The organism is Maricaulis maris, assembly GCF_049116555.1.
Lineage (GTDB): Bacteria > Pseudomonadota > Alphaproteobacteria > Caulobacterales > Maricaulaceae > Maricaulis > Maricaulis maris_C.
In genome coordinates this window covers 790,151-809,389 of record NZ_JAGDYT010000001.1, presented here as the reverse complement: position 1 = coordinate 809,389, position 19,239 = coordinate 790,151, and the positions used below count along the sequence as shown (strand labels likewise).

The 19,239-nt window shown below is 64.3% G+C and carries 16 protein-coding genes; 7 read left to right on the top strand and 9 right to left on the bottom strand.

The genetic code is table 11. The annotated features are described in order from the left end of the window. The first annotated feature begins 34 nt into the window (after nucleotides 1-34). The 4 genes from JXQ94_RS03850 to JXQ94_RS03835 all read left to right on the top strand — a co-directional run bounded on the left by JXQ94_RS03850 (nucleotide 35) and on the right by JXQ94_RS03835 (nucleotide 7,587). On the top strand, nucleotides 35-1,705 hold the full coding sequence (locus JXQ94_RS03850) for a cellulose biosynthesis cyclic di-GMP-binding regulatory protein BcsB (RefSeq protein ID WP_421922487.1): 1,671 nt from the start codon (nucleotides 35-37) through the stop codon (nucleotides 1,703-1,705). An 89-nt stretch (nucleotides 1,706-1,794) separates the two neighbouring features. Continuing rightward, on the top strand, nucleotides 1,795-2,727 hold the full coding sequence (locus tag JXQ94_RS03845) for a hypothetical protein (RefSeq protein ID WP_421922486.1): 933 nt from the start codon (nucleotides 1,795-1,797) through the stop codon (nucleotides 2,725-2,727). A 170-nt stretch (nucleotides 2,728-2,897) separates the two neighbouring features. After that, nucleotides 2,898-4,481: an ABC-F family ATP-binding cassette domain-containing protein gene (locus JXQ94_RS03840; RefSeq protein WP_421922485.1), complete on the top strand. Its 1,584-nt coding sequence runs from the start codon at nucleotides 2,898-2,900 to the stop codon at nucleotides 4,479-4,481. Nucleotides 4,482-5,259: 778 nt separating this feature from the next. Continuing rightward, nucleotides 5,260-7,587 (top strand): DEAD/DEAH box helicase, encoded by a 2,328-nt coding sequence (locus JXQ94_RS03835; RefSeq protein WP_421922484.1) that lies wholly within the window; start codon nucleotides 5,260-5,262, stop codon nucleotides 7,585-7,587. A 242-nt stretch (nucleotides 7,588-7,829) separates the two neighbouring features. Here JXQ94_RS03835 and JXQ94_RS03830 read toward each other — a convergent pair whose 3' ends face one another. Next, entirely contained in the window at nucleotides 7,830-9,569 is a 1,740-nt protein-coding gene (locus tag JXQ94_RS03830) for an ATP-binding protein (RefSeq protein WP_421922483.1), read from the bottom strand. A 191-nt stretch (nucleotides 9,570-9,760) separates the two neighbouring features. Here JXQ94_RS03830 and JXQ94_RS03825 point away from each other — a divergent pair, with 191 nt between their 5' ends. The 3 genes from JXQ94_RS03825 (at nucleotide 9,761) to JXQ94_RS03815 (ending at nucleotide 11,834) form a co-directional block, all read left to right on the top strand. After that, a complete protein-coding gene (locus JXQ94_RS03825; RefSeq protein ID WP_421922482.1) occupies nucleotides 9,761-10,783 on the top strand; it encodes a hypothetical protein in 1,023 nt (340 codons plus the stop codon). 229 nt (nucleotides 10,784-11,012) lie between these two features. After that, nucleotides 11,013-11,327, top strand: a complete 315-nt coding sequence (locus JXQ94_RS03820; protein WP_421922481.1) for a hypothetical protein — start codon at nucleotides 11,013-11,015, stop codon at nucleotides 11,325-11,327. Nucleotides 11,328-11,414: 87 nt separating this feature from the next. Next, entirely contained in the window at nucleotides 11,415-11,834 is a 420-nt protein-coding gene (locus JXQ94_RS03815) for a SufE family protein (protein ID WP_421922480.1), read from the top strand. A 154-nt stretch (nucleotides 11,835-11,988) separates the two neighbouring features. On the opposite strand, the gene JXQ94_RS03810 is transcribed toward JXQ94_RS03815, so the two are convergent. From JXQ94_RS03810 to JXQ94_RS03775, 8 genes are all read right to left on the bottom strand, one after another. Further along, nucleotides 11,989-12,702: a DUF6456 domain-containing protein gene (locus JXQ94_RS03810; RefSeq protein WP_421922479.1), complete on the bottom strand. Its 714-nt coding sequence runs from the start codon at nucleotides 12,700-12,702 to the stop codon at nucleotides 11,989-11,991. Next, nucleotides 12,699-13,067 carry a helix-turn-helix domain-containing protein gene (locus JXQ94_RS03805; protein WP_421922478.1) on the bottom strand — a complete coding sequence of 123 codons (369 nt, stop codon included), beginning with the start codon at nucleotides 13,065-13,067 and terminating at the stop codon, nucleotides 12,699-12,701. The genes JXQ94_RS03810 and JXQ94_RS03805 overlap by 4 nt, the downstream gene beginning before the upstream one ends. Nucleotides 13,068-13,227: 160 nt before the next feature. Further along, on the bottom strand, nucleotides 13,228-14,955 hold the full coding sequence (locus JXQ94_RS03800; protein WP_421922477.1) for a Na(+)/H(+) antiporter subunit D: 1,728 nt from the start codon (nucleotides 14,953-14,955) through the stop codon (nucleotides 13,228-13,230). Continuing rightward, nucleotides 14,952-15,269 carry a hypothetical protein gene (locus tag JXQ94_RS03795; protein WP_421922476.1) on the bottom strand — a complete coding sequence of 106 codons (318 nt, stop codon included), beginning with the start codon at nucleotides 15,267-15,269 and terminating at the stop codon, nucleotides 14,952-14,954. The genes JXQ94_RS03800 and JXQ94_RS03795 overlap by 4 nt, the downstream gene beginning before the upstream one ends. Next, on the bottom strand, nucleotides 15,266-16,747 hold the full coding sequence (locus tag JXQ94_RS03790; protein ID WP_421922475.1) for a proton-conducting transporter membrane subunit: 1,482 nt from the start codon (nucleotides 16,745-16,747) through the stop codon (nucleotides 15,266-15,268). Before JXQ94_RS03790 ends, JXQ94_RS03795 begins: the two co-directional genes overlap by 4 nt. 4 nt (nucleotides 16,748-16,751) lie before the next feature. After that, nucleotides 16,752-18,275: a monovalent cation/H+ antiporter subunit D family protein gene (locus tag JXQ94_RS03785; RefSeq protein ID WP_421922474.1), complete on the bottom strand. Its 1,524-nt coding sequence runs from the start codon at nucleotides 18,273-18,275 to the stop codon at nucleotides 16,752-16,754. After that, on the bottom strand, nucleotides 18,275-18,778 hold the full coding sequence (locus tag JXQ94_RS03780) for a cation:proton antiporter subunit C (RefSeq protein ID WP_295692929.1): 504 nt from the start codon (nucleotides 18,776-18,778) through the stop codon (nucleotides 18,275-18,277). Before JXQ94_RS03780 ends, JXQ94_RS03785 begins: the two co-directional genes overlap by 1 nt. Before the next feature lie 2 nt (nucleotides 18,779-18,780). Next, on the bottom strand, nucleotides 18,781-19,239 hold the full coding sequence (locus JXQ94_RS03775) for a Na(+)/H(+) antiporter subunit B (protein WP_295692926.1): 459 nt from the start codon (nucleotides 19,237-19,239) through the stop codon (nucleotides 18,781-18,783).

The window sequence follows — 19,239 nt, the reverse complement described above, 5'->3', positions numbered from 1 at the left end:
TTAATAATCTGTAAATGGGGTGAGGGAGCGTTTCATGTTTGTAAGAGTATTGTCGTCTGCGGTCGCCGCTTTGGCCATCGTCGCGTCCGGCAGTTTTGCCGTCTGGGCACAGGACACGCCGACAGCTGCCGCAGTTGACGCGATTCCGGTCAATACGGAAGAGCGCAGCCTCGCTGACCTCGATGGCGGATCCAACGCCTTCATCCTCTCCACAACGCGCGAACGGGCCGAGATTCATTTCGCCCTGCCGCCGCATGTCAATACAACGCAAGCCTGGCTCCGCCTCGCCGCCCGCCCGGCCAGCGACAGCACCGCCGGACTGATCCATGTCTCGGTCAATGGCGGTGAAGCCATCACCATCCGTCCGCAGGCCCGGGCCATGGAAGCGCGCTTCGCGCTGTTCTCCGATGACTTCCGTGCCGGCGATAACACGCTCGAAATTGCCTACACCACGGATACCCCGGCTGCCGGCTGGATCGTCGATGCCCGGCGCTCGCAAATGCGCCTGACCCTCGAACCGGTCGCCGCGATCGACACGCTGGGCGATCTGGAAGCAGCCCTCGGTGCCCATTACGCCGCCCCGCGCCGCATCGCCCTCCTGACCGATGCCAGCCGCGAACGTGTGACGCTGGAAGCGCTGGTTGCCCAGGGCCTCGCCCTTCGCGCCGGCCAGGTCCCGCTTTTCACCGCCAATGCCGACGAGGCCGACCTTGTCGTGCGCATCGCCGACAATGCGCGCCTGGCTCCCGAGGACCGTGCGGCCCTGCGGTCCGGCGACCAGTCCAATGGCCCCGAGATCGCCTTCCACAATGACGGCGTCCCGCACCTCGTCATCACCGGTCGCAATCTGGACGAGGCCACCGCGGCCGCACGCCTGATGGCCGCCCGCTCCTTTGCCGGTTATCAGCGCAGCTTCCTCGCTGCCGATGCCATGACCGCCACACGTCTGGGCACCCGCCAGATACGCGATGCCCGCACCCTGCACGCCAATGCCGATCTGCGGACCTTTGCCGATAGCGGCCTGCCCTTCTCGGCGGACCAGGGCTCGCGCACCGCGGTCCAGTTCTCGACCCGTTTTGACGCCGATCGTCATGGAGCCCTCTCGGTGCTCGCCCGCGCCGCCCTGATCAGTGGCGAAGCCTGGCTCTATGCCTGGTATGGCGATGCCGACGACACCGCTCCGGCCAATCACAATCTCCTCGTCATCGGCCCGGGTTCGACCGAGATCCCGGCCATCGACCACAATGCCCCGGCCGAGCTTCGTGCCGCCCTGCGCGCGGCCGAACGGTCGCGCGGCCAGCGCGGCCTGATGCGCCTCGCTGCGGCAGCCTATGCCGATGCCGGTGATGTCGAAGCCGGCACGGAAGTCGGGATTGGGGTCGCCTCGCTCTTCCGCGACCAGGCCAATCAGAGCCGCTGGATCGCCACGCTGACCGCGCCGGACATCGCCTCATTCGAGGCCGCCGGACGCTCGCTCGCCCGCTCGGATTTGTGGATGGCCCTTGAAGGTCGCGCCGCGGTCTGGAGTGCGCGCGGTGTCACGGCGCTCGATTATGCGGTGGTCGCACCAACCCTGTCCGAGCGCGCCCGGGAATTTGCCCTCGATCACACGCGCGATGCCGCCTTCCTGCTTTTCGGTGCGGCTTTCCTGCTCTTGCTGCGTGGCTTCTTCGGTCGTCGCAAAAGGGTATCTGCGCAATCCTAGTGTTTGAATTTGCAGAGAATTAACCACCCTTCTTCACGCCGCATCAAACCACGCCTGCTAGACATCTCCCCATGCAAGCGGGATCTGTCATGCGCGCCTTCATCAAAGCCATCACCCTCGGACTGGCCCTCGGCCTGACCGGTGTCGGGGCTTCAGCCCTGGCCGATGATGTCGCCGTCGGCATTTTCGGCGAGCGCCAGCTCGCCCTTGCGGTCGATGATCGCTGCCACCTGTTTACCGCCGGTCAGCGCAATGCGCTGGAGGCGGGTCGCCTCCAGGCCCGCGGCCTGCTCCTGCGCGAAGGCATCAGCCGCCAGTCACTGGAGGACTATACCGCCGACCTGCACCGTCAGGCCGCCGGAATTTCCTGCGCCGACACGGCGGTCGCCGACCTCCAGCATCGCGTGATCAGTGCCTATATCGGCTGGGTCCGAATTCCGGCAATGGACTTCCCCGGCAGCCATTTCACCTGGACGGCGAGCCGGAATGTCATGCCCGACATGGCAGTCTGGTCGATCAGACAGGACCAGGGCGATTTCACGATTGGCGTCAGCACGCGCGATGATCGCCGCCAGCTGAGCTTTGCCCTGGCCGGTCAGCCCGACGCGACCTCGGCCATTCTGGTCCTGCGCGACATGGACCGTCAGCCGACACTTTATGATGCCACGATGGGCGGCGCCTATACCGGTCCGACCAATGCCGCATGGGCGCGCTGGACCCCGCCGCGATTTGCCGAGACCCGTATCTGGGCCCGGGGCCGGGACACGGGCTCGGCTGCTGCCACGCTGGCCGGTACCGAAGGCGGCGCGACCGTGTTCGACTTTCCCATGAGCGCCGCCGACGCCCTCGCCGCCCGCGATCCACGTGAGGCCGCCCGTATCGACTTGATGGACCGCCACGGTCGCATCATTGCCAGCCATTACATCGAGATCGGTGACTTCGCTGCGGCGCTGGCCTTCCTGCTCGGCGGCGACCAACGCGACCTCTCGAGCACCTCCGCGCCCGAGCCGACAGCCCCGTAAATCCCCAGTCAACGCCCGCGCGCCGCATCCGGCACTGGGCATGTTGCACTGCAGCGGGTATGACCGCGCCAAGAAGCCGGACCTGATGTCCGGCACGCGCTCGTCTGGCGTTGGCCATTTGGCTCTGCCACCACCCTTCCCGCCCGCGCAGTGAAAGTACGGCCGACACGATGCTTACGATTTCCAATCTCGACTATCGCATCGGCGAACGGTCCTTGTTCGAGAATGCCTCGGCCCAGATTTCCGGCGGCTGGAAAGTCGGCCTTGTCGGCCGCAATGGCACCGGCAAGTCGACCCTCTTGAAGCTGATCCGCGAAGAGATCGACCAGCCGTCTTCGGATTCGCCGATCCGGCTGCAACGCGGGGCCCGCATGGGCTGGGTCGCCCAGGAGGTTCAGCCCTCCGACATGACCATTCTCGACGTCGTGCTGGCCACCGATGCCGAGCGTCATGCCCTGATGCAGGAATCGGAAACCGCGACCGACCCCGACCGGATCGCCGCAATCTTCGAGCGCCTGGCCGATATTGATGCCTGGTCGGCCGAAGCGCGCGCCGCGGAAGTCCTGATGGGTCTGGGATTTTCCGATGCCGACCTGTCGCGTCCGACACGCGAGTTTTCCGGTGGCTGGCGCATGCGCGCCGCCATTGCCGGTGTCTTGTTTTCAGAGCCCGACCTCCTCCTGCTCGACGAGCCGACCAATTATCTCGACCTCGAGGGCGCGGCCTGGCTGGAAACCTATCTCAAGCGCTATCCCCACACCGTGCTGATCGTCTCGCACGACCGCGAGATGCTGAACCGTTGCGTCACCCACACCCTGGCGCTGGAGCACAAGCAATTGTCGATCTCGCCGGGCGGCTATGACGCCTGGCTGAAACTGCGCGCCGCCAAGACGGCGCTGCTGGAAAGCCAGCGCGCCAAACAGGAAGCCGACCGCGCCCATCTGCAATCCTTCGTCGACCGGTTCGGGGCCAAGGCCTCCAAGGCCAGCCAGGCCCAGTCACGCGTGAAACGGCTGCAGAAGATGCAGGAAATCAGCATCCCCCTGGCCGAGCGGACAACACCGTTTTCCTTCCCCACCTCGACCGACAAGCTCGCCGCCCCGCTGCTGCAATTGCGCGATGCGTCGGTCGGCTATGGCGAAGACGCGAGAATTCTGGACAAGGTTGATCTGCGCCTCGATCCCGATGACCGCATCGCCATTGTCGGCGCCAATGGCCAGGGCAAGACCACACTGGTCAAATCCATCGCCCGGCGACTGCCGCTCATGGCCGGCGAACGGACCGCTGCCCGCTCCCTGCGCATCGGCTATTTCTCCCAGGACCAGATGGATGAGCTCCATCCCGGCGAGACCGTGCTCGACCATGTCCGCGACGCCCTGCCCGAAGGCACGCCCCCGTCGCGCTGCCGGGCGGTATCCGCCGCGATGGGCTTTCCGCATGAGAAGGTCGAGACCAATATCGAGAAACTCTCAGGTGGCGAGAAAGTCCGGCTCCTGCTGGGCCTGATGTCCCTGGACAAACCGCATATCCTGATCCTCGACGAACCGACCTCGCATCTCGATATCGACAGCCGCGAAGCCCTGATCTACGCCCTCAATGACTATAACGGCGCCGTCGTCCTGATCACCCACGACGTCTATCTCGCCGAAGGCACCGCCGACCAGCTCTGGCTGGTCAAGAATGGCCGCGCGAACCGCTATGACGGCGATCTGAATGACTATCGCAAGCTGATCCTGCAGGCGGATAAAAGGTAGGGCGGGGTTGAGGCGGGCCTCGGCTACCAGGTTCGCAGTGCTGACCCCGACCTCACCACTTCACCGCGCGCCCCAAGCGCTGAGGTCCCCCGGATCGCGGCTCCGCCACGACAGGGGGATGACGGTGGGAATGAGGACAGGTCTTGCTGGCAGACGGTGTCCCAACGCGCCTGACGCAGATCCATCCATAAATCACTTGTCAGCCAGCGGGCCGTATCCGGTTCTTCAGGTCAAGGGTGTAACCGCGCAGCGGCCCGTCAGGCCCTTGACCTGAAGAACCGGATACGGCGAACTCCCGGCAAGCGGTATATGGCGGTCTGTGCGCCGCGGGCGCGATCAATGACAGGGACCTGGCAATTCTCGGCGCGGAAGCAATGGAACCACCTTGGATCAAATATCCGGATTATCGACCAAGAACGCACTTTGACACTCATGATCGAGGCGAAGTGCCCAGCTATGTTTCGAAGTTTTTTGTCTGGTATCAGCGTCTTTCGGATGACGAAGCTCGCGAGTACCGATCCCGATACTCGGAACCGTCTGCCTGGTCAGAATCCTATGCCGCCATGGAAAAGATTCGTTCCGAGCGGTAGCCCCCGCATAACCTCACCCCCACATCTGCATGCCCGTCCTGCTGACGCGCGATTGGCCTTTTCGACCTACCTCGTGCTAAAGCCCTGATTATTCCGGCCAGTCGCCCTATCGGCGCCCTTACCGGGACGACGATGGAACCCGGCCGCTGATGGGTGTGGCCGGCACTTGGCACTGGAAACAGCTTTATATGACCTTGAATCCCCGCATTGCGCCGGCGCTTGCCGCTGCGCTTGAGAAAAAGGGCTATTCTGCCCTCACCGAAGTCCAGTCCGCCGTGATCGCGGAAGAGGCCGACGGGCGCGACCTGCTGGTCTCGGCCCAGACCGGCTCGGGCAAGACCGCCGCCTTCGGCATGGCCCTGGCGCCGACCCTGCTGGGCGATGACGACCAGTTCAACCGGCCCGACCTGCCGATGGCCCTGATCGTTGCGCCGACGCGCGAGCTGGCGCTTCAGGTCCAGCGCGAGCTGGCCTGGCTGTATGGCGAGGCGCGCGGTCAGATCGCCTCCTGTGTCGGCGGCATGGATCCGCGAGCCGAGCGCAAGGCGCTGGAGCGTGGCTGCCATATCGTGGTCGGCACGCCGGGCCGTCTGCGCGACCATATCGAACGCGGCGCGCTGGACATGTCACAGCTCAAGGCCGTGGTTCTCGACGAAGCCGACGAGATGCTCGATTTCGGCTTCCGCGAAGACCTTGAATATATTCTCGACGCGGCGCCTGCGAGCCGTCGCACCCTGCTCTTCTCGGCCACCGTGCCCCGCGCCATCGCTGACATTGCCCGCCGTTTCCAGAAGGATGCCCTGCGCATTTCGACGGTCTCCGAGCGCGGCCAGCACGCCGATATCGAATACCGCGCCCTGTCGGTCGCCCCGTCCGATCGCGAGAATGCGATCATCAATGTGCTGCGCTATTACGACGCCGAGCGCGCCATCATCTTCTGCGCCACCCGCGAAGCGGTGAACCGGTTGTCGGCCCGTTTCGGCAATCGCGGTTTTGCAGCGGTCGCCCTGTCCGGCGAGCTGACCCAGAAAGAGCGCACCCACGCCCTGCAGGCCCTGCGCGATGGCCGCGCCCGCGTCTGTGTGGCGACCGATGTCGCCGCCCGCGGTATCGACCTGCCAGGTCTGGAACTGGTCATCCACGCCGACCTGCCGACCAATTCCGACGTCCTTTTGCACCGCTCGGGCCGGACCGGCCGGGCCGGTGCCAAGGGCGTCTGCGCGATCATTGTCCCGCACACCCGCCGCGGCCGCGCCAACCGCCTTCTGCGCGATGCCAAGCTGCAGGCCGAATGGGCCGAAGCGCCGAGCTCGGATGATGTCCGCGCCCGCGACCGCGAACGCCTGATGGCCGACCCGATCCTCACCGAGGCAGTCGATGAGGCGATGAAGGTCGACACCGACGCCCTGCTCGAGAAGTTTACCGCCGAGCAGCTGGCCGCCGCTTTCCTGCGCGCCCGCATGGCGACCCTGCCCTCGGCCGAGGACCTTCTGTCCGGCCCGGCGGCGCAGAATGACCGTCCCGAGCGTAAACCGCGCGAGAATTTCAAGGCCAGTGTCTGGTATCGCCTGTCTGCCGGTCGCAAGGCCAAGGCCGAGCCGCGCTGGCTGCTGCCCCTGATCTGCCGCCTTGGACATGTGACCAAGCGCGAGATCGGCGCCATCCAGATTGGCGAAACCGAAACGCGGTTCGAGATCGATGCCGAGCATGCCGAGCGCTTCACCAAGGCCCTGGCCGAGAATGGTGGCGGCGAGAACAATATCCGTGTCTCACCCGATGACGGGTCCGAGCTGCAACGCGCCGGTCCCAATGACGGCCCGACCGATGCCCGCACCCCGAAAATGCGTCACCGCGATAAAGGCCGCCATCGCGAGACCGATAGCGACGGGTATCCGATCAAGCGCAATCGCGATGACAGCGCGCCGCGCGCCTATGAGGACCGCAAGCCGCACGATCAGCGCGCCAGCGACGAGGCCGGTGGCGACACGCCGCGCTACGAGAAAAAACCGTATGAGAAGAAGCCCTACGGGGACAAGAAACCCTACGGCGACAAGAAACCTTACGGCGACAAGAAGCCCTACGGCGACAAGAAACCCTATGGCAAGAAAGCCGATGGCGACCGCCCCTTCAAGGGCAAGCCGAAACCGCACCAGGACCGCGCCGACACGCCTCTGACGGGCGATGACAAGCCCTGGGAGAAAAAGCCCCGGGCCGACAAGTCTGATTGGAAAAAGGACGACAAGCCGCGCCGTCCGCGTGCTGACAAGCCGTCCTCGTCCAGCGACGACCGTCCCGCTGCCAAGGCGCGCCCCGCCGGCGATCTGACCAATCCCAATGCCCGCCCCGACAAGGGCGAGGACAGCTCCTGGGCCCGCAAGCGCAAGCCGGCAGCCGGTGGTTTCAAGAAGAAGGCCGGCGGCTATGACAAGCCGGCCGGCAAGAAGCCCGGCTTCAAGAAGGATGGCGCCAAGCCCTTCGAAAAAGGCGCGACGCTGAAGCGCAAGCCGAAGGGCTGACGTCGATCTCCTTGTCATCCCTGATGGACGTCCGGCTGGGATGACAAGGGTTTGTGTGGGTGCAGCTTGGGCAATCGGCGCGCTCCGCGCCCATTTTTCCGACCGTCATCCCACGGTCGATGCGCAGCAGCGATCCGGGGGACCTCTGCTTCCCTGTCGACGGAGTGGCTGAGGTCCCCCGGACAAGCCGGGGGATGACGGTTGATTTGTTTGAAATAGCAATGAGTCGCGAGACTCAGCCCCTAGGCCACATCCGCCTTCGCGGTCGTCATGTCCTGGCCGACTTCCTGGGCGCGCTGGATTTGCTGGCGGACATCGAGGCCCGGGTGGGACTCGATCTCGGCCGCGGTCTCGGCGAGGATGGGCAGGGAGATCGTCACCGTCGTGCCCTCGCCCTTGCGGCTGGCGATATTCATCGTGCCGCCATGCAATTCCGACAGGGCGCGGACCAGCGACAGGCCGAGGCCGGTGCCGCGCTTTTCGATGTCACGCGCATTGGCGGCCTGCTGATAGGGCTGACCGAGACGGCTCGTGTCTTCCGGATCAATCCCGACACCGCTATCGCCGACAGCCAACACAAGCTGACCCCCGGTGGCACGGGCCATGACCACGATCGCGCCGCCATCCGGCGTGAACTTGACCGCGTTGGACAGGAGGTTGAGCAGGATCTGACGCAGGGCCTTGCGGTCACCATCGACCAGCAGCGGGCCGTCATGACGCTTGACCTTGAGATTGATGCCGGCCTCTTCGGCCTGCAGTCGCATCATCTTGGCGGACAGGTTGATCACTTCACCGATATCGAAGGTCTCGCGGACCAGCTCGTAGCGGTCCGCCTCGATCTTGGACATGTCGAGCACGTCGCCGATCAACTCCATCAGGTGCTGGCCGCTCTCATGGATCAGGTCGGCGTATTCGGCGTAGCGCGCCGGCAGCGGCCCGAACAGGCGCGCCTTCATGACGTCGGAAAAACCGATGATGGCGTTCAGCGGCGTCCGAAGCTCATGGCTGACCGAGGCCAGGAACTGGCTCTTGGCGCGGGCCTCTTCCTCGGCAGCATCGCGATCATGGCGCGCCTGGGTCAGCGCGGCTTCCAGCGCCGGACCGCTATCCTTGGCCAGGGCGATGACCGAACCACCATGAATGGGGCGCGTGGTGATCAGCACATCCTCGCTGCGACCACGCGCGCCGCGAACCACGAGCTGGCCCTCGACATCACGCATGGCGGCACGGCGCCCCGATGCGGCGAGCTGGACACGGTCTTCCTCATCAAAACCCAGATCCGCGAGCGGCAGACCGGACAGGTCGCGCGGCAGGCCGGGTGAAAGATCGCGCACCCCCTTCGAGGCTGCGAGGATGTGACCGTCGGCATCGCAGGCAACCAGCGGCACGGGCGAGGCATCAAACGCCTTGGCCCGGACACGGCCACGCTCGGCTTCGGCGCGGGCCTTGTCGGCATCGTGAACCGCGCGCAGGGCGCCAAAGGCGAAACCCGTCGACAGGGTGAGGACGCAGCCCAGAACAAAAGGCAGATGCAGCTCGACCGCCATCGGAGCCGGCGCAATGAATCCTGTCAGATGCAGGGCAACGACGACCAGCGCCGCGAGACCGGACTGGGCAGCGGCCTTGATCACCCCGTCGCGCTCACCGCAAGCCGCGGCCATGGCAGGCGCGAGCAGGAAGGCCAGGACGCCAATCCCGGTGACACCGCCACCGGTCAGGGTGACACCGACCGCAAAGCCGGTCCAAACCAGCGCCAGCAAAAAGCGCTCGAAGGCCCGCTCCATGCGCGGGATGAGCAGAAAGGAAATCAGGGCCGGTGCAGCGACCGCCGCGACCAGCAGGGCCTTTTCCAGCGACGTTCCGTCAAGGATTGGCCAGAGTCGCGGCAAGGCAGCCGCCAGCGTGCCAAGCCAGAGAAGGTTGACGAGCGTCCCGCCTTGGCGTGCGAACCAGGCTGTTATGGCAGGCGATTTCGGCTTCATATCGAATCGATACGACTCGCTTTTATTGCTGATCGGAATCTTCGCCTTCGACGTTAACAAATGCTGAATCTTAAACTTTGTCCGTTTACGCATCCCATCCGGTAAGCGTCGTGATAATTCATCCGCCTATCCCCCTTGGACACAGGCCGCAGCCAAGGCAGTATGAGGTGGGTTCAAAGGAGCATTGCGTAATGTTGACGACTCTCCTCGCCACGGGCGCGCTGAGCATGAGCATGAGTCTGGCACTGCAGGATGGGGGGCAGGATCAATCGGCCTCGGCACAACCGTCTGCCGGGCCGGTCCTGCAACTGGACCAGCCTGCCGCTGACCCCACGCTGATCGAGCGCTCGGCCGGCGAATATGCGGCCTATCACGGGGTCATCTCGGACCTCCACTCCGCGCCGATCGGCTCCGGCGCAGATCTCGATGAGGCCATGAACCGGCTCACCGCCTTCTATGGCGAGGAACGCCTGGTCCGCGCCTGGATTGCCTACGCCGCCATCATCGCTGCGCGTCATCCCGACTATATCGACGAGGTCCGCGAGCTGGCCGACTATTACGGCCCGGAAGCGGCCATGACGGGTCTGATCTATGATCCGACCTATGCCACCAGCTTTGCCTCCTCGGAGGACGCCCAGGACTCGGTCGTCGAGGCCCTGGCCCGTGACAATGCCGAAATCCTGGAAGTCTCCCAACGCTATCGCGCCGCCGCCTATGAACTTCAGGGTGAACGCTGGGCCAATCGCAGCCATGGTGACCGTACTGACCGGCTGGCAGAATTGTCGGTCATGGGACGCGACCCGATCAATCTGTCCGACGAGGTCATGATGACGCTCGCCAATGGGCTGGACAACGGTCTGCCCGCCTCGGCCCTGTTCGATCACTACGATGCGCCGCCAACGACTGCGCCCTCCGTCGCGCCACAACTCTCCCTGACCGTCGGCGAAGCGGCACCGGACCCGGATCGCGACCGTATCGGCCGCATCCTCTCGGTCGCGGCGCTGCAGTCGCTGGGCAATAATGATCCGGCCCGCACCGATGAACTGGTCGAGGCCCTGCTCGCCGATCCTGTGGTCGAGCGATGCCTGGCCTGGGTCCGCCTGGACCTCCAGCAATGCGTGGCCGCCGGCCATTTCATGTATGAGGACAGTTTCTGTATCGCAGAACATGCCCTCATGGACGTCAGTCGCTGTCTCGCGAGCAGTGCGAATTGAGTCAAATTTGATCGTTTCAATTGCCCGAATCCGGCAATTTCTTAACGAAACGTGTGCCGATCAGAGACAAGATCGAATTTGCTGACAATTTTACACAAAAACGGCGCGCCGAATTTGCACACCATTTCCAGTAAGGCGCGCATTCGCTAGCTATTGCTGATAATTTTTCCTAGCCTCAATCCTGCATTGAGACCGGTACACCCGGTTTCGGTCACCAATGAGGTCGAACATGATGTTTTTGCTGCGTGCCGCGTTTTGGTTGGCAGTGGTCAGTTTCTTCGTCCCGCAGGATTTTGCGGGCGAAGCTATGGACCTGCCTTTCAATACGGCTGAGACCCGGATCGATGCATCCGGCAAGGTCTCCGAATGGTGCGCCGAAAACGAAGTGATCTGTGAAGCCGGAGAAGAAGCAGCGCGCCTTGGCAGCTTCCTCGGAGAGATGGCCATGACCCGGATCGGTGATGCGATCGAGGACCACCGGGACAATCAGACCGGCTCCCGCTCGGCCAGCCCTGCGCCCGCACCGGCCCGCGCCAAGTCCTGATCAAACGCCGGCAGCCCCTGAACAACTGACCGCAAACCGCATTGGCGGCTTGCCACGCCGCGTCGCGCGCACTACCTCCGCGCTGACATGACGGCACAAGACATCCAAACCGAGATCGACGACCTCGTCGACGAGTTCGACTTCCTGGACGATTGGGAACAGCGCTATCGCTATCTCATCGACATGGGAAAAGCCCTGCCCGACATGCCGGAGACCGAGCGCACCGACGCCAACAAGGTCAAGGGCTGTGTGAGCCAGGTCTGGCTGGTCACCGGCAAGGATGGCGACACCCTCACCTTCCGGGCCGATAGCGACGCCCATATCGTGCGGGGTCTCGCCGCGCTCCTGGTTCGCCTCTATTCCGGCCGTACGGGCAAGGAAATCCTCTCCGTGGACGCCCGCGACGTCTTGGCCCGCATCGGCCTGTCCGAACACCTCTCGCCGCAACGCTCGAACGGCCTGGCCTCGATGATCGGCCGAATACGCGGGGAAGCGGCGGAGATTTAGGGGCCCTGCCCCGTGTCATCCCTGACGCCCGGCCGTCCCTGAGCCGGGCGAAGATCACGGAGCTGGGTGGTCGAGCCTATCGGTCCCCGCTCTGCGGCCGGCGTTCGCAGGCCATCCGGCGGGGGTGACAGGGTTTGGTGAGATCGCCGTCCCCTCAAACCAGCCGATAGATCTCGGCCAGCCGCGTCAGCGCCAAACCCAGCACCGTCCGGCCCGACCTCGCCGCCCAGCCGAAGCGGCGCTCCAGCGCGGCGGCGCTTTCCTCGCGCACCAGGGCGGCGTCAATCACCCTTGCGAAGGCCGGGCCGAGCTTGTCCTGGGCCTCCATGATGCGCTCCTTGGCGGCGATGGCGCTCACGGCTGCGTCCTCGGGGCCCTTGCGATGGCCCTCGCTGCGACGTTGGGCGGTGGGCGACCAGTTGCGGGTGACCGGGCTCATCAGGGTGGAGGCGTGATAGTCGGCGAGGAAGCGTTCGCCGGCCTGGCGCTGATGGGGCAAGAGCCCGTCGAGCCACGGACCGAGCGGGCCCTCGCGGCGATTGGCTTTCGCGGTCCGCACCTGCCCGTCCCGCCCCATGACCGGCCGAGCCTCCATCTCGCGATGGCGGTCGGCGGGATCAGGCTCCTCACCGCGGGTCCCGGCCATCAGCGCCGCCTGCCCGTCGGCAGACAGGACCAGGCCATTCTCGCGCCGCGCCAGCCAGCGGCACTGCATCGCTTCTTCATAGCGGGCGGCGGAGATCCGGGCGGTGGGGCGGCGACGCCGATCCCCGTCGGGCAGCACGACAGCGCGGGCCTCGACATCACCGGGCGGCGCAAGCCGGGCGTCGGGCCTTGCCAGCGCCCGCATCCAGCGCGGCGCACTCATGTCAGACGCTCCAGGCCCGCCAGACGCTGCAGCCCGCTGAGGCGTGGCGCGGTTCGCAACGATGCCTCCAGGGCGTCCATATAATCGTCAAAGGCACTGTCATCGCGGCGGTCCTCGATGCGGTGACAGGCATGGGCGGCGGTCGATCGGTCCCGACCGAAGGCAAGCGCGACCCGGCTCAGCGACAGCTCGAAGGCGACATGGGCGAGATACATCGCCGCCTGACGCGCCAGCGCGGCTTCCCGCGAGCGTCGGGTTGGCGCTTCGAGTTCGCGTTGCGACACACCAAAAGCATAGGCGACGGCGCTCTGGGCCAGACGCGCACGAGCGACATCCTCTTCCAGTTTGCACATGATACGGCTCATCCGTGCACTCCCGTTTTTCCGCGGCGCCCCGATGGCCGCGACCGACGTGATGCTAAGATGGCTACACCCAGGTGGGGATAATATTCCTATTTGTGTTGCAAATAAAGAGGGCGCAACCTTTGCGGGTTGCGCCCTCCAATCCGTCACAAGCCCTTGAGACTTATGGAGAGAGATAGGCGATCAGCAGGACGATGGCCAAGAGTGCACTGGTCCAGATCGCCAGCAATCCACTGGGGATATCCCGGCTCAGGGCACCAATAGGACTGAAAACCTCAAAGAGTTTTCCACCCGTCCGGCTCTTCACACCGCTCACCAGATTGGTGATCGAGGCCCAGAGACGGCCGAACATGGCATGGCCCCAGGTGAGCGTATCGGCCAGGAAGCGGCGATAGATCCAGTCCGTGTCCAGATTCACGCCGCGCTTCTCGTCCGGATACCATTTCATGCGCACCAGGAAGGCAAAGGCGAACATCGCCCCCAGCAAGAGCTGCATCTGCCCGACGATATGGTCGAAGGTATAGGGCTGGTAATACAGCGCCGCCTCCGGGAAGGGCACAAGCTCGTAGAGCACACCATAATTGATCCCGACATAGATACAGATCAGCGCCGCGATCCCCATCGCCATCAGCATGTTGACCGGAGCCTCGCGGACGCGATGGCCACGGTCATGACTGAAGAAGGCGAAATACGGGATCTTGATGCCCGAGTGCTCCAGGACACCAGCCGAGGCGAAGACCAGGACCAGCCACACAACCCAATGGCCTTCCTGGGCCACGGCGGCCAGGGTCAGTGCCTTGGCAACGAAGCCGGAGAAGAGCGGGAAGGCCGAGATCGAGGCTGCCCCGATCAGGCAGAAGATTGTGGTCGCCGGCATCGACTTGAACAGGCCCCCCAATTCCGACGCCTTCACCGTCCCCACACGCAGCAGCACCGCGCCCATGCTCATGAACAAGAGCGCCTTGTAGATGATGTGGACGAAGGCGTGCGCGGCGGCGCCATTGATCGCCAGCTCGGTGCCGACACCGATGCCCACGACCATGAAGCCGAGCTGGTTGTTCAGCGAATAGGACAGGACCTTGCGCAGATCATTCTCGACCACGGCGAAGAAGACCGGGAAGGCCGTCATCACGGCCCCGATCCAGATCAGCTGCTCGGTCCCGGCATAGCCACGCGCCAGCGCATACACCGCCAGCTTGGTGGTGAAAGCCGACAGCACGACCGCGCCGGTAATGGTCGCCTTGGGATAAGCGTCCTGCAGCCAGTTGTGCAGGAAGGGGAAGGCACATTTGATGCCGAAGGCGATGAAGATCAGGAAGCCGCCCAGCGTCTCGATGGACAGGCTCTCGTCAAAGGCCCAGCTGCCGGTCTCGCTGGCCCGGATCACCGCACCGGTGAGCAGGAGCACGCCGGACAGGACATGGATGGCCAGATAGCGCAGGCCGGCCTTGTAGGCAGCCTGGTTGCGCGCGCCCCAGATCAGGAAGACCGAGGAGATCGCCGTCAGCTCCCAGAAGAAGAAGAGCGAAAGCAGGTCGCCGGCAAAGACGGCACCGAGGCCGGCACCGGCATAGATCAGTCCGGACGCATCGGCGATCCGGTCCTTCTCATGCAGGCCGTAGAGCGCGTTGATGAAGGCCGCGATAATGAAGATCAGGCCCCAGATCCGCGACAGGCCGTCAAAGCGGAAGGTTTCCAGCGTGAAGCCACCCAGTTCGATTATCCCGCCGAGATGGTCACCGGACGGGGCGTTGAACCAGAGGAAGACAGCCAGGACCGGCGCAATCAGGGCGAGCCCCTTGCGCACATAATGCATCGGGAACGCCGCTGCCAGGAGGCCGGCAATGATGACCGGCCAGGCCGGGGACACGTCGTAGAGGGCTTCGATCATGACTGACCCTCCTCGTCGGTATTGTCGCCGTCCCAGTAATCCTCCTGCCGGCCCAGAAGGCCGCGGATCACCCACCAGCCGATCATCACGGCGAGCACAAAGGCGCCGAAGCCCCACATCGCATAGAAGCCGTAGAACTCGGCCAGCTCGACATATTCATGGCGGTGATGGACGAAATCGACGGCCACAAGTCCCAGTGTCGCCACCAGGAAGATCCAGATCATCGAGGATTTCAGCCAGGGCGCGTCGAGCCACAGGAAGGGTCGGGCGGCCGGGTGGATGAGTTCATCATGTTTGCCGTTGGGATCGCTCACTGTGTGGCCTCCGCAGCAAGGGTCGACGACATAAAGACCGGTTCGAGATAATCGCGCAGCGGTCCGATGAGGAAGAAGAGCACGATCACGCCCAGCGCCGTGATAACCGGCGGCAGGATGACCATCATGGGCGGTTGCCGCTTCAATTGCGCCTGTTCGGGCGGCGAGAAGAAACCCCGCGCCGAGAGCGGCAGGAGATAGGCAACATTGAGGATGGAGGAGGCGATCAGCGCCACCATCAGCCAGCCCTGCCCGCTGTCCCAGGCCCCCTGGAGCAGGAAGAGTTTCGGCCAGGATCCGCCCAGCGGCGGCAGACCGATGATCGACAGGGCACCGATCGTATAGGCGCCGAACAGCCAGGGCATGTAACGGCCCAGACCATCCATCTGCGAGATCTCGGTCTTGCCGGTCGCGGTATAGATGGCGCCGGCGCTCATGAAGAGCGTGATCTTGCCCCAGGCGTGCATGACGATCTGCAGCGCCCCGCCCAGCATGGCCAGCGGCGAGCCGAGCATCACGCCCAGCGTCACATAGGAAAGCTGGGAGACCGTCGAGAAAGCCAGTCGCGCCTTGAGATTATCCTTGGTCATGGCGACCACGGAGGCCAGCACAATGGAGATACCGGCAATCCAGGCCAGCGCATCGGCAGCCGGAGTGATCGCGATCAGGGCCGGCCCGAAGATATAGGTGCCGACCTTGAGCATGGCGAAGACGCCGGCCTTTACGACGGCCACGGCGTGCAGCAGGGCCGAGACCGGGGTCGGCGCGACCATGGCATTGGGCAGCCAGGGATGAACCGGCATCAGCGCCGCCTTGCCGATCCCGAAGGCGAACAGCACGAGCAGGATGCTGGCGATCGCTGGGGTAACCTCGTTGAGCGCAAGCAGACCGCCGGCGATGAAGTCGGTCGAACCGGCCAGGAAATGCGTGGCGATGACCGCCGGCAGAAGCAGACCGATCGAGGTCCCCAGCAGGATGGAGAGATAGATCGCCCCGCCCCGCTTGGCCTTGGCATCTCCCTTGTGCGTGACCAGCGGATAGGTCGACAGGGTCAGGACCTCGTAGAAGAGGAACATGGTCAGCAGATTGCCGGACAGGGCAACGCCCATGGCACCGGCGATGGCAATGCAGAAACAGACATAGAAACGGGTCTGGTTCTTCTCGTTATTGCCGCGCATATAGCCGATCGAATACAGCGAATTGACGATCCACAGGCCCGAGGCCACGGCGGCAAAGACGGCGCCGAGCGGTTCCAGCTTGAAGACCAGGTGCAGGCCGGGTGCGAGCGTCGCCAGGTTCAGGGTCGGCTCGCTTTGCGCCACCTCCACCAGATAGGCGACATTGAAGGCCAGCAGCACCGCCGCGATCAGGGTCGCGGCTTCACGCAGATTGGGGCGCGAGCCCAGCAGCGCCACAAAGACACCGCCGATCGCCGGAATGGCAAGGGCAAGGGCGAGGGAGAGTTCAGGCGTCCACATCAGATCAGGATCCTCCCATCACGGCCTCGGCCGCGGACCGGGCCAGCCAGACCAACGGGTCGGCGTGGAAGAAGAAATAGATATTGGCCAGCGCCAGGATCGACATCGGTACCAGCACCATCCAGGGCGCGAGACGACGCTGGGTCAGCTCACCATGATGGGTGGGCGGGCTGTCCATCCAGATCGCCGACAGGAGCCGGGCGACATAGGCCAGTGCCAGCAGGGATGACAGCATCAGCGCCGCCACAGCCCACCACCAGCCACGCTCGAGCGCGGCAGTAACGAGATACCATTTCGAGGTAAAGCCGACGGTCAAAGGCACGCCCACGAGGGACAGGCCGGCAATGGTGAAGGCCATCGCCGAAGCCGGCATGGTCTTGCCCATACCGGCAAGATCCTTGATCCGGCGGACGCCGAAATTCAGCGCGAAAGCGCCCAGCGCCATGAAGAGCGCGCCCTTCATCAGGGCGTGGTTCATCAGATGCAGCAGGCCGGCCGACAGGCCCGAGGCCGTCCCCATGCCCAGACCCAGCATCATGTAGCCGACCTGGGCCACCGAGGAGTAGGCCAGCAGACGCCGCGCATCGGTCTGGAAGACCGCCTGCAGGGACGCCACCACCATCGCCACGGTCCCGACCACCGCGAACAGCCAGACGAAGGACATTTCGACGAAGCTGACATCGGGATGGAAGACCGAGAACAGGAAGCGGATCAGCGCGTAAAACGCCACCTTGGTCGCCGTCGACGCGAGGAAGGCGGTGACGAAATTCGGCGCGAAGGCATAGGCATTGGGCAACCAGACATGCAGCGGGAACATCGCCGCCTTCAAGCCGAGACCGACCACGATGAAGGCGAAGGCCGCCTGGCTGACCCGGTTATGCCCGTTCTCCGCCAGGATCTCTGCCATGTCCGCCATGTTGAGCGTGCCGGTCGCCATATAGAGGAAGCCGACGCCGATGACGAAGAAGGTCGCCCCGATCGTACCAAGGATCAGGTAATTATAGCTCGCCGTCAGCGCCCGCCGGTCCTTCCCGGCCCCCATCGCGATGAGGACATAAGTCGAGATTGAGGAAATCTCGAGGAAGACGAAGACGTTGAAGGCGTCGCCGGTAATGGTCACGCCGAGCAGGCCGGTGAAGCAGACCAGGAAGGCGGAATAGAAGAGTGCCTGCTTGTTCTCGGCGATCTCGTCCGCGACGCTCGGCAGGGCGTAGAACACGCACAACAGGCCGACAAATCCGACCAGGAGCAGCAAGGCGACATTGAGCATGTCGACGCGATACTCAATCCCGAGCGGCGGCGCCCAGCCACCCATGTGATAGGAAATCACGCCCTCGACAGCCACTTGACCGAGCAGGTTCAGCGACAACAGGGCCACCGCCGCGGCGGTGATCAGGGCCACGATCCAGGCCACCCGGCCATTCGGCATCAGGGCCGCCACGGCCGCTGTGATCAGCGGTATGACGACAATCAGGGCCGGGGCGTGCATGGCAAGGCCAGCCGGCAGGAAGTCAGCCAGAAACTGCATTATTCGGCGCTCCCGGATTCAAGCGAGTAATCGGCGGCATTCAGGGCGTCATCCTCGATCGTCCCGTAGGACTCGCGGATCCGAACCACGAGGGCCAGGCCCACGGCCAGCGTCGCGACCCCGACCACAATGGCGGTCAGGATGAGGACGTGCGGCAATGGATTGGAGTAAAGCAGCTCGGCGGTCTGATGCGCCGCATCGACTGCCGGTTCGGCATGGTCGGCAGCGGCGTCGGCCGCATGGCCGGCCTCGGCCGCGCCATAACCGTCAGCGTCACCGCCATGGCCGTAACCCTCGTCAACCTTGTAGGTCTCGAGGATGGGCGGCGCGCCGCCAAACACCTTGCCGATGGTGATGTAGAGCAGGAAGACCGAGGTCTGGAAGATCGACAGGCCGACCAGCCGCTTGATCAGATTTCCCGTCGCAATGACCACATAGAGTCCGATCATCATCAGGATGATGATCGGGATGTAGTTGAAGCGTTCTGCGAGGATTTCCAGCATGGCTACCACTCCTCGTCCGGAATATCCGGCACGCGGCCGGCAAAGGCATAGAAGATCGCCAGCATCACCGAAGCGACGGTGGTCAACACCCCGATTTCAATCAGGATAATGCCGTAGTGCTGGCCGGTATGATGACCCTGGTCGGGATGCAGGGCATCGTAATCGAGATAATTGAGCGGCTCGCCGGCCCCGTTCATGAACAGGGTGGCGACCCCGACCCCGGCAAAGATCAGCACGCCAAGTGCCGCGCCGAAGCGGACCACGACCGGCGGGACTGTCCGGCGGGCCGCGTCGATGCCGAAGATCAGCGCGTAGAGGATGACGGCGACCGCGATGATGACGCCGGCCTGAAAGCCGCCGCCCGGGCCATACTCGCCATGGAATTGCACATAGAAGCCGAAGACCACAATCAGCGGAATCAGAAGCTTGGCGACGACTTGGAGAATGAGATGCGGAGACAT

What these genes read in the sequence shown, in the direction of transcription:
- JXQ94_RS03850 (WP_421922487.1), top strand. Translation starts at nt 35, where the DNA reads ATGTTTGTAAGAGTATTGTCGTCTGCGGTCGCCGCTTTGGCCATCGTC.
- JXQ94_RS03845 (WP_421922486.1), top strand. Translation starts at nt 1,795, where the DNA reads ATGCGCGCCTTCATCAAAGCCATCACCCTCGGACTGGCCCTCGGCCTG.
- JXQ94_RS03840 (WP_421922485.1), top strand. Translation starts at nt 2,898, where the DNA reads ATGCTTACGATTTCCAATCTCGACTATCGCATCGGCGAACGGTCCTTG.
- JXQ94_RS03835 (WP_421922484.1), top strand. Translation starts at nt 5,260, where the DNA reads ATGACCTTGAATCCCCGCATTGCGCCGGCGCTTGCCGCTGCGCTTGAG.
- JXQ94_RS03830 (WP_421922483.1), bottom strand. Translation starts at nt 9,569, where the DNA reads ATGAAGCCGAAATCGCCTGCCATAACAGCCTGGTTCGCACGCCAAGGC.
- JXQ94_RS03825 (WP_421922482.1), top strand. Translation starts at nt 9,761, where the DNA reads ATGTTGACGACTCTCCTCGCCACGGGCGCGCTGAGCATGAGCATGAGT.
- JXQ94_RS03820 (WP_421922481.1), top strand. Translation starts at nt 11,013, where the DNA reads ATGATGTTTTTGCTGCGTGCCGCGTTTTGGTTGGCAGTGGTCAGTTTC.
- JXQ94_RS03815 (WP_421922480.1), top strand. Translation starts at nt 11,415, where the DNA reads ATGACGGCACAAGACATCCAAACCGAGATCGACGACCTCGTCGACGAG.
- JXQ94_RS03810 (WP_421922479.1), bottom strand. Translation starts at nt 12,702, where the DNA reads ATGAGTGCGCCGCGCTGGATGCGGGCGCTGGCAAGGCCCGACGCCCGG.
- JXQ94_RS03805 (WP_421922478.1), bottom strand. Translation starts at nt 13,067, where the DNA reads ATGAGCCGTATCATGTGCAAACTGGAAGAGGATGTCGCTCGTGCGCGT.
- JXQ94_RS03800 (WP_421922477.1), bottom strand. Translation starts at nt 14,955, where the DNA reads ATGATCGAAGCCCTCTACGACGTGTCCCCGGCCTGGCCGGTCATCATT.
- JXQ94_RS03790 (WP_421922475.1), bottom strand. Translation starts at nt 16,747, where the DNA reads ATGTGGACGCCTGAACTCTCCCTCGCCCTTGCCCTTGCCATTCCGGCG.
- JXQ94_RS03785 (WP_421922474.1), bottom strand. Translation starts at nt 18,275, where the DNA reads ATGCAGTTTCTGGCTGACTTCCTGCCGGCTGGCCTTGCCATGCACGCC.
- JXQ94_RS03780 (WP_295692929.1), bottom strand. Translation starts at nt 18,778, where the DNA reads ATGCTGGAAATCCTCGCAGAACGCTTCAACTACATCCCGATCATCATC.
- JXQ94_RS03775 (WP_295692926.1), bottom strand. Translation starts at nt 19,239, where the DNA reads ATGTCTCCGCATCTCATTCTCCAAGTCGTCGCCAAGCTTCTGATTCCG.